Annotated in this window: 12 protein-coding genes; 7 read left to right on the forward strand and 5 right to left on the reverse strand. The window is 71.7% G+C overall.

Features of this window, described 5'->3' with window-relative positions:
- The 6 genes from sucB to ATM97_RS00595 all read left to right on the forward strand — a co-directional run.
- Positions 1–798, forward strand: a 798-nt coding sequence (gene sucB / locus ATM97_RS00570) for a 2-oxoglutarate dehydrogenase, E2 component, dihydrolipoamide succinyltransferase (RefSeq protein WP_218715928.1), incomplete at its 5' end; no start/stop codon positions are given.
- A gap of 20 nt (positions 799–818) precedes the next feature.
- Positions 819–1,724, forward strand: coding sequence for a TIGR01777 family oxidoreductase (locus ATM97_RS00575; RefSeq protein ID WP_218715929.1), 906 nt, complete (start codon positions 819–821; stop codon positions 1,722–1,724).
- Positions 1,724–2,227 carry a GNAT family N-acetyltransferase gene (locus ATM97_RS00580; RefSeq protein WP_218715930.1) on the forward strand — a complete coding sequence of 168 codons (504 nt, stop codon included), beginning with the start codon at positions 1,724–1,726 and terminating at the stop codon, positions 2,225–2,227. The genes ATM97_RS00575 and ATM97_RS00580 overlap by 1 nt, the downstream gene beginning before the upstream one ends.
- 65 nt (positions 2,228–2,292) lie before the next feature.
- Positions 2,293–3,042 carry a lipoyl(octanoyl) transferase LipB gene (gene lipB / locus ATM97_RS00585; protein ID WP_218715931.1) on the forward strand — a complete coding sequence of 250 codons (750 nt, stop codon included), beginning with the start codon at positions 2,293–2,295 and terminating at the stop codon, positions 3,040–3,042.
- A complete protein-coding gene (gene lipA, locus ATM97_RS00590; RefSeq protein ID WP_218715932.1) occupies positions 3,039–4,061 on the forward strand; it encodes a lipoyl synthase in 1,023 nt (340 codons plus the stop codon). The genes lipB and lipA overlap by 4 nt, the downstream gene beginning before the upstream one ends.
- Positions 4,062–4,134: 73 nt before the next feature.
- Positions 4,135–4,446: a pyrimidine/purine nucleoside phosphorylase gene (locus ATM97_RS00595; RefSeq protein ID WP_218715933.1), complete on the forward strand. Its 312-nt coding sequence runs from the start codon at positions 4,135–4,137 to the stop codon at positions 4,444–4,446.
- A 61-nt stretch (positions 4,447–4,507) separates the two neighbouring features.
- Here the strand turns inward: ATM97_RS00595 and ATM97_RS00600 are convergent, their stop codons facing one another.
- Positions 4,508–5,500, reverse strand: coding sequence for an SDR family NAD(P)-dependent oxidoreductase (locus tag ATM97_RS00600; protein ID WP_218715934.1), 993 nt, complete (start codon positions 5,498–5,500; stop codon positions 4,508–4,510).
- 71 nt (positions 5,501–5,571) lie between these two features.
- On the opposite strand from ATM97_RS00600, the gene ATM97_RS00605 reads away from it, so the two are divergent.
- A complete protein-coding gene (locus ATM97_RS00605) occupies positions 5,572–6,915 on the forward strand; it encodes a TIGR01777 family oxidoreductase (RefSeq protein WP_218715935.1) in 1,344 nt (447 codons plus the stop codon).
- 7 nt (positions 6,916–6,922) lie between these two features.
- Here ATM97_RS00605 and ATM97_RS00610 read toward each other — a convergent pair whose 3' ends face one another.
- The 4 genes from ATM97_RS00610 to ATM97_RS00625 form a co-directional block, all read right to left on the reverse strand.
- Positions 6,923–8,170: a cyclopropane-fatty-acyl-phospholipid synthase family protein gene (locus ATM97_RS00610; RefSeq protein ID WP_218715936.1), complete on the reverse strand. Its 1,248-nt coding sequence runs from the start codon at positions 8,168–8,170 to the stop codon at positions 6,923–6,925.
- The gene (locus tag ATM97_RS00615; RefSeq protein WP_218715937.1) at positions 8,167–8,889 is read right to left on the reverse strand and encodes a DUF1365 domain-containing protein; all 723 of its coding nucleotides are present in this window, start codon (positions 8,887–8,889) and stop codon (positions 8,167–8,169) included. Before ATM97_RS00615 ends, ATM97_RS00610 begins: the two co-directional genes overlap by 4 nt.
- Positions 8,886–10,199, reverse strand: coding sequence for an NAD(P)/FAD-dependent oxidoreductase (locus ATM97_RS00620; RefSeq protein WP_218715938.1), 1,314 nt, complete (start codon positions 10,197–10,199; stop codon positions 8,886–8,888). The genes ATM97_RS00615 and ATM97_RS00620 overlap by 4 nt, the downstream gene beginning before the upstream one ends.
- 91 nt (positions 10,200–10,290) lie before the next feature.
- A complete protein-coding gene (locus tag ATM97_RS00625) occupies positions 10,291–11,133 on the reverse strand; it encodes a MerR family transcriptional regulator (protein WP_218715939.1) in 843 nt (280 codons plus the stop codon).
- Positions 11,134–11,319 lie beyond the last annotated feature (186 nt).

Here is an 11,319-nt window from a genome sequence, read left to right on the forward strand (position 1 = left end):
CCCGCCGCGGCTCCGGCCGCCGCCGCCGCGCCCGCCGCCCCGGCCAAGCAGGCCGCCGCGCCGAAGCTGGCCGGTCTGGTCGGCACCACGCAGAAGGCCAGCCGCATCCGGCAGATCACCGCCACCAAGACGCGCGAATCGCTGCAGACCACCGCGCAGCTCACCCAGGTCCACGAGGCCGACGTCACCAAGATCGCGCATCTGCGTCAGCTCGCCAAGGCCTCGTTCAAGTCGCGCGAGGGCGTCAACCTGACGTACCTGCCGTTCTTCGCGAAGGCCGTGGTCGAGGCGCTCGGTGTGCACCCGAACGTGAACGCCTCCTACAACGAGGACACCAAGGAGATCACCTACCACGCGTCGGTGCACCTGGGTATCGCGGTCGACACCGAGCAGGGTCTGCTCTCGCCGGTCATCCACAACGCCAGCGACCTGTCGCTGGCCGGGCTGGCCCGCGCGATCGCCGACATCGCCAACCGCGCCCGCACCGGTGGCCTGAAGCCGGACGAGCTGTCCGGCGGCACCTTCACCATCACCAACATCGGCTCCGAGGGCGCGCTGTTCGACACCCCGATCCTGGTCCCGCCGCAGGCGGCCATGCTCGGCACCGGCGCGATCGTCAAGCGCCCGGTGGTGGTGACCGACGAGGCCGGTAGCGAGTCCATCGGCGTGCGCTCGATGGTGTACCTGCCGCTGACCTACGATCACCGGCTCATCGACGGCGCCGACGCGGGCCGCTTCCTCACCACCATCAAGCACCGGTTGGAAGAGGCGGCGTTCGAGGCCGATCTCGGTCTGTAGTCGAGGAATTCGGCCGACGTATGAAGGTGGTGATCGCCGGTTCGTCCGGGCTGATCGGGACAGCGCTCGTCGCGGCTCTGCGCCGCGACGGGCACGAGGTGTCGCGATTGGTGCGCCGCGCTCCCGCGGCACCGGACGAATTCGCGTGGGATCCCGCGCGCGCCCAGCTCGACGAGCGGGCGTTGCGCGGGGCCGACGCGGTGGTGAATCTGTGCGGCGCGAGCATCGGCGCGCGCCGCTGGAACGGTGGTTACAAGCAGACGCTGCGTGACACCCGGATCACCCCCACCGACGTCCTGGCCACCGCGGTCGCCGCCGCCGGAGTGCCGACGCTGGTCAACGCCAGCGGCGTGCACTACTACGGCGGCGACACCGGCGACGCGGTGGTCGACGAGACCTCCCCCGCCGGAACCGGTTTCCTCGCGACCCTGTGCCGCGACTGGGAAGCCGCGACCAAGCCCGCGAGCTCGGCGGGCGTGCGCACCGTCCTGGTCCGCAGCGCCGTGGTCCTGGCCCGCAACGGCGGCATGCTCAGCATGCTGCAACCGCTGTACTGGCTGGGCCTGGGCGGGCGCCTGGGCAGCGGTCGCCAGTACACCCCGTGGGTCTCCCTCGACGACGAGGTCGGCGCGATCGCCTTCGCGCTCACCCACCCCGAGGTCGCGGGCCCGATCAACGCCGCGGGCCCGGCGCCGGTCACCAACGCGGAGTTCAACCGCGCCCTCGGCCGGGCCCTGCACCGGCCGACCCCGTTCCTCGTGCCCGGTCTCGCCCTGCGCGCGCTGGTCGGCGAGCTGGCCGACGAGGCCATCCTGCGCGGCCCACGCGCCATCCCCGCCGCGCTGGAGCAGGCGGGCTACACCTTCCAGCACCCCACGATCGGCGCCGCGCTGGCCGCGGCCGTCGGTCGCCCCGGAGATCACTGATGTTCATCCGCGACGCCGACAAGGCCGACCTCCCCGCCGTCCTGGCGATCCACAACACCAATATCGCGTCCTCGACCGCGATCTGGGACACCGACGAGGTCGACCTCGACAATCGCCTGTCCTGGTTCGCCGATCGCACCGCCGCGGGCATGCCGATCCTGATCGCCGAGATCGACGGCGAGGTCGCCGGTTACGCCTCCTACGGCCAGTGGCGGCCGAAGACCGGCTACCGCTTCTCCGTCGAGAACTCCGTCTACGTCGACGAGCGCTTCCAGCGTCGCGGCGTCGCCACCGCGCTGCTCACCGAACTCATCGCCCGCGCCACCGATTCCGGCCGCGTGCACGCCATGATCGCCGCCATCGAATCGAGCAACACCGGTTCCATCGCCCTGCACGAGCGCTTCGGCTTCCGCACCGTCGGTGAGCTGCCCGAAGTCGGCCACAAGTTCGGCCGCTGGATGGATCTGACGCTGATGCAGCGCACCTTCGCGCTCGACGTCTGACCGGCCGACCCGCACGTCCCGACCGGTCTTCACCTCCGGTGGCCGGTGGGCGTAACGTCAGGACGGTGAACGACACGCGCCCCACCGCGTCCGCTCGATTCGATACGACCCCGATCGTGGTCGAGGATCTCGGACTCATCGAATACAACGCCGCCTGGGAGTTGCAACGGCAGATCGCCGACGAGCGCGCCGCAGGCGAAGGTGCCGACAAGCTGCTGCTGCTCGAGCATCCGTCGGTCTACACCGCGGGCCGCCGCACCGAGACCGAGGACCTGCCGATCGACGGCAGCCCGGTGGTGCAGGTCGACCGCGGCGGCAAGATCACCTGGCATGGTCCGGGCCAGCTCGTGGGCTACCCGATCATCCGCCTGGCCGAGCCCGTCGACGTCGTGCAGTACGTGCGCCGCCTGGAGGAGGCCCTGATCCAGGTGGTCTCCGGCCTCGGGATCGAGTGCGGCCGCGTCGAGGGTCGTTCGGGCGTATGGCTGCCCGCCACCGAGTGGCTCGCCGAACGCAAGATCGCCGCGATCGGGGTGCGTGTGCAGCGCGGCGTCGCCCTGCACGGCATCTCCCTGAACTGCAACTCCGCCCTCGACGGCTTCCAGGCGATCGTGCCCTGTGGCATCAAGGACGCCGGCGTCACCACACTGACCCGCGAACTCGGCCGCGAGGTCACCGTCGCCGAGATCAAGCCGCTCGTCGCGGCCGCGATCGTTGCCGCGCTCGACGGCGACATTCCCGTTCGGCCGCATGACATTGATCGCACCACCACCGCCGCGAACGTCGTCGCCCCGAGCGTAGAGTCGGTCCAGTGACCTCCGTAGACGCCTCTGCCCCCGCCGGACGCAAGCTGCTGCGCATCGAAGCGCGCAACGCGGAGACCCCGATCGAGCGCAAACCCAAGTGGATTCGCACCCGCGCCACCATGGGCCCGGAGTACACCGAGCTCAAGGGCCTGGTGAAACGCGAGGGCCTGCACACGGTCTGTGAGGAAGCGGGCTGCCCCAACATCTTCGAATGCTGGGAGGACCGCGAGGCCACCTTCCTCATCGGTGGTGAGCAGTGCACCCGCCGGTGCGACTTCTGCCAGATCGACACCGGCAAGCCCGCCGCCCTCGACCGCGACGAGCCCCGTCGCGTGGCCGAGAGCGTCCAGGCCATGGGCCTGCGCTACTCCACCATCACCGGCGTCGCGCGCGACGACCTCGACGACGGCGGCGCCTGGCTCTACGCCGAGACCGTGCGCGCCATCAAGGCGCTCAACCCCGGCACCGGCGTCGAGCTGCTCATCCCCGACTTCAACGCCGACCCCGACCAGCTCGCCGAGGTCTTCTCGACCCGCCCCGAGGTGCTCGCGCACAATCTGGAGACGGTGCCGCGCATCTTCAAGCGCATCCGCCCCGCCTTCCGCTACGAGCGCTCGCTGGCCGTCATCACCGCTGCCCGCGAGGCCGGCCTGGTCACCAAGTCCAACCTCATCCTCGGCATGGGCGAGACTCCCGAGGAGGTCACCGCCGCGATGCGTGACCTGCACGAGGCGGGCTGCGACATCCTGACCATCACCCAGTACCTGCGCCCCTCCCCGCGCCACCACCCGGTCGACCGCTGGGTCAAGCCGGAGGAGTTCGTCGAGCACTCCAAGGTCGCCGAGGAACTCGGCTTCGCCGGTGTCATGGCGGGTCCGCTGGTCCGGTCCTCCTACCGCGCCGGGCGCCTCTACGCCCAGGCCATGGCCCATCACGGCCGCGAGATCCCCGAGGCGATGACCCACCTGGCCCAGGAAGGCACCGCCTCCCAGGAAGCCAGCTCGGTGCTGGCTCGCTACGGCAGCTGACCACGTCGGGCCAGAGCTCGGTGAGCTCTGGCCCCTCAGTAGACTAAGGGTCCCCTCACCCCCGGAAGGACCCATGTCGAAGTTCGAGAACGTCTCCGTCGTGAAGAAGGCCAACGTCTATTTCGACGGCAAGTGCGTCAGCCACAACATCGAGCTGCCCGACGGCACCTCGAAGTCCGTGGGCGTGATCCTGCCCGCCACCCTGACCTTCACCACCGGCGCCCCGGAGATCATGGAGCTCATCGAGGGCGAGGCGAAGGTGACCCTCCCCGGCGAGACCGAGCCGAAGGTCTTCCGCGGCGGCGAATCGTTCTCGGTCCCCGGCAACAGCGCCTTCGACATCGAGGTCGTCGAAACCCTGCACTACGTCTGCCATTTCGGCTGATCGTCGTCACCCCGAAGGGCGGTGGCTCCGGCGGAGCCGCCGCCCTTCACCGTCGGTGCGATCAGCTCGCGCCGGGAGCCCCGATCAGCGCGCGGCACTCCCGCCAGAGCGCGACGGCGTCGGCATCGGAGTAGCGGGTGCCCGGCCGCAGGTGCAGCGGGCGGATCCGGCGATCGTGCCAGAACTGGCCCGACGGCAGCGTGTTCCGGGTGGCGGCGAGCCAGACCGCGGTGTCGGCGCCTTCGGCCGGGGTCCGCAGCAAGGGCCGGGTCATCCGGCGGAACCGGGGCAGCGCGTCGGCGATACCGGGGGTGTCGACCCACCCGGGGTGCACCACGTGCACGCCGATCCGCTCCTCGGCCAGCTCGACGGCCAGCAGCGGCGTCAGCGCGACCTGCATCCGTTTCGTGCGCGCGTACGCGGCGGCGCCGCGGTAGTCGCCGTGCCGGTATTCCGGATCCTCGACCGTCAGGGGCTGGGCATACATCCCGCCCGAGGACATGAGCACGACTCTGGCCCCGCGTGCCGCGGCCAGCAACGGGCGCACCAGCTCGGTCAGCAGCAACGGACCCAGCACATGGGTGGCGAAGGTGAGCTCGTGGCCGGTGCTGGTCTCACGGCGTTCCGGTGACAGCACCCCCGCGTTGTGCACGAGGGCATCGATCGGCGTGTCGCCGAGCGCGGCGGCACAGCGCCGGACCGAATCGGGTTCGGCGACATCGCATTCGACCACCGTCACCGTGGCGTCGGGATGCCGTTCGCGCAGGCCGTCCGCCGCGTCCGCGCCCCGCTGCGGATTCCGGACCGCGAGCACGATCGCGGCGCCCAGCTCGGCCAGGCCGTCGGCGACGGCCAATCCGATCCCACTGTTGGCGCCGGTGATCACCACCCGACGCCCCCGCATCGCGTCGGCGGGGGGATCGTCATCCGGCCAGCAACGCCGGCGCAGGGCGATGCCCAGGCGGCTGTATCCGGGCAACACAGTTCGGTCGAGGAGCGCATCGACGCGCGATGGCTCGAAGTTCGCATCGTTACTCACGTCATTAGCGGTCACCCCTCCAGAGTACCGCGATAAACGATGCACAAATGATTCACACCGTCGGGCGGACGGGTTACAGTCGAACTATGGGCATCGACTGTTCGACAGTTGTCTCCGCACCTCGCGACGAGGTCTTCGCCTGGTTCGCCAGGCCCGGTGCGTTCACCCGCCTGGCGCCGCCCTGGCAACCGGTCCGGCTGCTCAGCGAAGCCGACGATCTGGCCCGCGGCGCCGCCGTCCTCGGCCTGCCGGGCGGCCTGCGCTGGGTCGCGCGGCACGATCCGGACGCCTACGACCCGCCCCGCCGTTTCGCCGACGCCGTCGCGACCGAGGGGCTCGCCTCCGCCCCGGTCGGCCGCCTGCTGCCGTGGCGGCACACCCACGACTTCACCGCCGTCGACGACGAGCACACCCGCGTCGCCGACCACGTCGACACCCCACTGCCCGCCCGCCTGCTGCGCCCGATGTTCGACTACCGCTACCGCCAGCTCACCGACGACCTCGCCGCCCACCGGCGCGCCGCCGAGCGCGGCTTCACCGCCCGCACCATCGCGGTCAGCGGCGCCTCCGGCATGGTCGGCACCGCGCTGTGCGCGTTCCTGACCACCGGCGGTCACGATGTCGTCCGGCTGGTGCGCCACGCCCCGTCCGATCGCACCGAACGCCGGTGGGACCCCGCCGATCCCGCGCCCGACCTGCTCGACGGCGTCGACGCGGTGGTTCATCTGGCGGGCGCGCCCATCGCGGGCCGATTCACCGACGAACACCGCCGCGCCATCGCCGACAGCCGGATCGGCCCGACCAGGGCGCTGGCCGAGGCCGCGGCCCGCAGCGGCGTCGGCACGTTCGTCTGCGCCTCCGCCATCGGCTACTACGGCTACGACCGGGGCGAGGAGGTCCTCACCGAGACCGCCGATCCCGGCGACGGCTTCCTCGCCGAGGTGGTGACCGGCTGGGAGGCGGCGACCGCACCGGCCGAGGCCGGCGGCGGCCGGGTGGTCCAGGTCCGCACCGGCATCGTCCAGTCACCCACCGGCGGCACCCTGCGCTTGCTGCGACCGCTGTTCGCGGCGGGCCTCGGCGGCCGGATCGGCGACGGCACCCAGTGGCTGTCCTGGATCGGCCTGGACGACCTGCTCGATGTCTATCATCGTGCGCTCTGGGACGATTCCCTCACCGGCCCGGTCAACGCGGTCGCCCCGAATCCGGTCCGCAACAGCGAGTACACCGAGGTATTGGCCCACGTCCTGCACCGGCCCGCCCTGCTGCCGGTGCCCTCGTTCGGCCCGGCGCTGCTGCTGGGCGAGCAGGGCGCGCGGGAACTGGCCGAGGCGAGCCAGCGGGTGTCCCCGGCGCGGTTGTCCGAGGCGGGCCACACCTTCCGCGCTCCCGACCTCGAACAGACCCTGCGCCACTTGCTCGGCCGCTGAGCCGGACTCACTCCCGCGCGAGAACGAACTGCCCCACATCGAGGTACCCGGACCGGAAACCCGCCTCCGAGTACGCCAGATACAGCCGCCACATCCGCACGAACGTCTCGTCGAACCCGAGCGCGCCGATCTGCGCCCGCGCGTCCTCGAACCGTTCCCGCCAGGCACGCAGGGTGCGCGCGTACTGCGGACCCATCGAGAACTCCTCGCGCACGCGCAGGTCCGAGCCACGCGCGACGGATTCCTCGATCGCCCGCACCGAGGGCAGGAACCCGCCGGGGAAGATGTACTTCTGGATCCAGGTATAGGTGTGCCGGGTGGCCAGCATGCGCTCGTGCGGCATGGTGATGGCCTGGATCGCGGCCCGCCCACCCGGCGCGAGCACCCGGCCGATGGTCGCGAAATAGGTGTCCAGGTATTCGTAGCCGACCGCCTCGATCATCTCCACCGAGACGACGGCGTCGTAGGTGCCGCGCACCCGGCGGTAGTCGAGCAGGTCCACCCGCACGCGCTCCGCCAGTCCCGCCGCCGCCACCCGCGCCAGGGCCGCCGCCTGCTGCTCGGACGACAGCGTCACGGTGTGCACCCGCGCGCCACGCGCGGCAGCCCGGACGGCGAGCTCGCCCCAGCCGGTGCCGATTTCGAGCAGCCGGGTGCCCGATCGCACGCCCGCGCGGTCGAGCAGCCGGTCGATCTTGGCGCGCTGGGCGGTGGCGAGATCGTCGGCCGGATCGGTGAACAACGCGGCCGAATAGGTCATGGTCTCGTCGAGGAACAGCCCGAAGAAGTCGTTGGACAGGTCGTAGTGCCGGGCGATGTTGCCGCGCGTGTTGTCCTCGGAATTGCGTTCGGCGGCCGGATGTCCGGCGACGTAGAGACGGCGCAACCGTGCCAGCGGACGCGGCACCAGCTCGTCGATGTGGGCGGCGAGCACGGTCAGCACGCCGACGAGATCGGGCGCGTCCCAGTCACCGGCCATGTACGACTCACCGAAGCCGATGAGTCCGGCGGCGCCGACCCGGGCGGCGAAGTCGCCGGGCCGGTGCAGGACCAGGCACGGCACCCCGGCGGGCGAGCCAGCGACGGTGCCGTCGGGGTAGCGCACCGCCAGCGGCAAGCGACGGGTCAGGCGGCGGACCAGCACGTCGACGGCCATCGCCGACACCCCCGCGCGCAGGCCGCGCGGCACGGCCAGGTCCGGCCACCGATCTCGCTCCGGCACAGCGGGATTCGCGGTGGTGTCCACGGTTGTCATCGGAGCGCCTCCTCGGGCACGGCCACCGGACGCGGCACGACCGGCAGGCCCCTGGCCCAGAGCAGCACGCCCTGCCACCGGATACGCGCGGCCACGAGCAGTGGCGGAATCGGGTCGGTCAGCACGGCGCGCACGATCGCGCCGGTGGTGGCGGGCACGCATCGGCCCGCCATGGTGGCGACGAAGATCGGCCGGTCGGTCACCAGCGTGATCGACACCCGCAGCGTGGCATCCGGCTCGGGCACCCGCAGCCGGTACTCACCCGCCACCGGGTTGAACGGCGAGACGTAGAACTCCTTGCCGACCCGCGCGCGACCGTCGCCGTCGGGCCGCAGCAGGTAGCGATGCGCGCCACCGTAGGTGTTGCGGACCTCGGCGATCACACACACCGGCGTGCCGTCACGGTCACGGCACCAGTACAGCGTCAGCGGATCGAAGACGTAGCCGAAGGCACGCGCGCCGGCCAGCATCAGCACCCGGCCGCCCCGCAGGTCGATGCCCTGGGTCGCCAGGTACCCGTCGATAGCGGCCCGCAGCGAGCCGCCGCGTTCGCCCAGGTGGTCGCCCGCGTCGAAGCCGACGAACGGCCGCAGCCACCAGGGGAACCGGGGCAGCCGGTCCAGATCGACCAGCCAGCTGTGCCCGCGATAGCGGAAGGCGTGCCGGATCGGCGCCAACCGGGTGTGCCGGATGTCGGTGCGGATCAGCCGAGCGGTCACGACACCGCCACCAGGCCGGGCAGCGGTCCCGTCCAGCGTCCGCCCAGTCGCTCGGCGGCGCGCAGTCCCGACAGCGCGCCGTCCTCGTGGAAGCCCCACCCGTGGTAGGCGCCCGCGAACGCCGTGCGCGCGCACCCGAGTTCCCCGGCGCGGGCGCGGGCGGCCACCGATTCCGGGGTGTAGAGCGGGTGTTCGTAGGTCATCGTGTCCAGCACCGCGCCGGGATCGATCCGGTCGCCGTCGCCCAGGGTGACCAGGAATCGTCGGTCGCCGGTGTCGTCGAGACGCTGGAGCCGGGTCAGGTCGTAGGTAACCAGGACGCGGTCGGGTTCGGCGGCGCAGGCGGGCAGGCGGTAGTTCCAGGACGCGCGAGCACCGGTGGCGCGCGGCAGCAGGCGGGAATCGGTGTGCAGGACAGTGTGATTCACCGAGTAGGGCATCGCCGAGAGGAGGTCGCGTTCGGCGGCGCTCGGCTCGGCGAGCAGGGCCAGCGCCTCATGCGGATGGGTCGCGATCACCGCGGCGTCGAAGTCGTCGACGCCGTCGTCGGCAGTGCGGACGGTGATTCCGTCGGGATGCCGGTGCAGCGCCCGGACCGGGGTCGCGACCTGTACTCGGTGCAGGCGTTCGGCGACCGCCGCGACGTAAGTCGCCGATCCCCCGGTGACCGTGCGCCAGGTGGGTGAGCCGAACACCGTCAGCATGCCGTGGTGTTCGAGAAAGGTGAACAGGTAGCGGGCCGGATAACGCAGCGCGGTGCGGGGATCGCAGGACCAGACCGCCGAGATGAGCGGTGCCAGGAAGTGGGTGCGGAAGTAGGCGGAGAATCCGGCGTCGGCCAGGAATTCGGCCACCGTGCGTTCCGCCGTCGGGTCCGCGGCGAGTTCGGCGCGGGCCAGGCGGTGGAACCGCGGCACTTCGGCGAGCAGTCGCAGATACCGCCCTCGCACCAGGTGTCCGGGGCGCGGGAACAGGCCGGGCAACCCGCGCGCGCCCGCGTACTCGAGCCCGCAGCCGTCGCAGCGCACCGACATGCTCATGTCGGTCTCGCCGGTGGCGATATCGAGCTCGCCGAACAGCCGCTGCAGTGTCGGGTAGGTGCGGTCGTTGTGCACGATGAACCCGGTGTCCACGCCGATGGTCTGCCCATTGCCCGCGACCACACGGTGGGTGTCGGCGTGCCCGCCGAGACGGTCCTGTGCCTCGTAGAGCGTGACCTCGGCCGAGCGCGCGAGCACCCAGGCCGCGGTCAGCCCGGCGACACCACCGCCGATCACCGCGACTCGGCGCTGCCCGTTCGATGCGTTCATTGCGATTCCTCCGGTCGTCCCCCGGCCAGCGGATGGACGATCCACCCGAAGTGAATCAATTATGCATCGTTTGGTGACGGACGGCCAGTCGTCAGCGCAACGCCTCGACCGCACTCGCGAGGGAGGCGATCCGCGCGACCGCGGGCGGCAGCAGCGCCGCGTCCCAGCCGGGCCCGCCGACGAAGACCCGTGCGCCCGCGTCGAGGCCGGCCAGCACGGCCGAGGTCAGCGCGCTCGATTCCCGCTGCGACCACAGCAGCAGCGAGGTCGGCCCCGAGGGCCGGGCCAGCGCGCCGACCAGCGCGACGGTCGGCACGTCCGCGCCGAGCATCCGGGCGCCCACTCCCTGCTCGGCCAGTGCCGCGCGCAGCACTTCCAGTGGGAGCGAATGGGTCTCACCGCCGGTACAGGCAAGCACGACGGTCCGATCGGCGACCGCGGGCGCGGTCTGCACCCGCTGCATCACCGCCGCGATCGACCACGACAGCAGATGCTCGACATCGATGCAGTTTTCCCCGACACCCTGACGTGCCACGATGTCGGCGAAGGCGGGCCTGCACAGCTCGTCCCAGGTGCGGACGACGCCGTAGGCGCGCACGTGCGCCTCGACGAGGTCGACCGAGGTCGCGGAGTCGAGCGCAAACGCGGCGTCGAGCAGGTCGACGCGGTTGCCCGCCCGCACCGCGGGCCCGCGGGCGGCCGCCGCCGCGCCCGCCGGACTGGCACCGTCGCGGATCAGCGTCAGCATGCGTTCGAGCAGGCCGATGTCGGCTTCGGTGTAGAGCCGATGCCGACCGGGACGGTCCTGCGCGGGCCCGATGGCGTAGCGGCGATTCCAGCTACGCAGGGTGGCCGTCGGGATGCCGAGACGATCCGCGACGGCGCGCACGGTGTACCCGGCCGCGTCGGAGACAGGGGCGGAACCGGCGGACATCGTTCCATTCTGACCGATGCCGCTCCGCCCGCGTGTCACGGCCGTGCGGCGGCGGGTCGCCGCGGCCACGCCAGTGCCGTGGTTCCGGCACCGAGCAGGCCCCAGACCAGCGGCACCGCGATCGCGGTGCGGCGCAGGCGAGGATCGACCGCCGTGCCGAGGACCAGCGCGTCGGCGAGGTCGGCC

Source organism: Nocardia sp. MH4 (assembly GCF_019266065.1).
Classification (GTDB): Bacteria; Actinomycetota; Actinomycetes; order Mycobacteriales; family Mycobacteriaceae; genus Nocardia; species Nocardia canadensis.

Bases quoted from the DNA above. Each gene is read 5' to 3' on its own strand.
- ATM97_RS00575 (WP_218715929.1), top strand. From the start codon at position 819: ATGAAGGTGGTGATCGCCGGTTCGTCCGGGCTGATCGGGACAGCGCTC.
- ATM97_RS00625 (WP_218715939.1), bottom strand. From the start codon at position 11,133: ATGTCCGCCGGTTCCGCCCCTGTCTCCGACGCGGCCGGGTACACCGTG.
- ATM97_RS00620 (WP_218715938.1), bottom strand. From the start codon at position 10,199: ATGAACGCATCGAACGGGCAGCGCCGAGTCGCGGTGATCGGCGGTGGT.
- ATM97_RS00580 (WP_218715930.1), top strand. From the start codon at position 1,724: ATGTTCATCCGCGACGCCGACAAGGCCGACCTCCCCGCCGTCCTGGCG.
- ATM97_RS00610 (WP_218715936.1), bottom strand. From the start codon at position 8,170: ATGACAACCGTGGACACCACCGCGAATCCCGCTGTGCCGGAGCGAGAT.
- ATM97_RS00605 (WP_218715935.1), top strand. From the start codon at position 5,572: ATGGGCATCGACTGTTCGACAGTTGTCTCCGCACCTCGCGACGAGGTC.
- ATM97_RS00595 (WP_218715933.1), top strand. From the start codon at position 4,135: ATGTCGAAGTTCGAGAACGTCTCCGTCGTGAAGAAGGCCAACGTCTAT.